Origin of the sequence: Mycobacterium angelicum, from assembly GCF_002086155.1 — a bacterium.
GTDB classification, from domain to species: domain Bacteria; phylum Actinomycetota; class Actinomycetes; order Mycobacteriales; family Mycobacteriaceae; genus Mycobacterium; species Mycobacterium angelicum.
The window spans coordinates 1-233 of sequence record NZ_MVHE01000462.1; the positions used below are offsets into that span (position 1 = coordinate 1).

A 233-nucleotide genomic window follows, 5' to 3' on the forward strand; every position below is an offset into this window, starting at 1 on the left:
CCCGGTATTGTGGCGGACCGCGTCGTGGGTGGGTGCGCGTGTCGACGTCGACCAAGCCGTGGCCTTTGCGGCGGCGCACGGGCTGTGCTTGGCAGGGGGCTAGATCGGTGAGCCGGGACGCGACGACGGGGTGCGTGACAGCCGTCCGATGATGCCCTGGTGATGGCCGCCCTCGAAGGTGATCCACGCCCCGGTGGGCTTCCCGATGTTGATAGTCAGGCCGTCATAAATGT

Annotated in this window: 2 pseudogenes; one reads left to right on the plus strand and one right to left on the minus strand. The window is 67.4% G+C overall.

The annotated features are described in order from the left end of the window. Positions 1-103 (plus strand): annotated as a pseudogene (locus tag BST12_RS34120) (hypothetical protein); the annotation flags it as partial. Here the strand turns inward: BST12_RS34120 and BST12_RS31790 are convergent. Then, a pseudogene (locus BST12_RS31790) lies at positions 100-233 on the minus strand (FHA domain-containing protein); the annotation flags it as partial. The pseudogenes BST12_RS34120 and BST12_RS31790 overlap by 4 nt on opposite strands.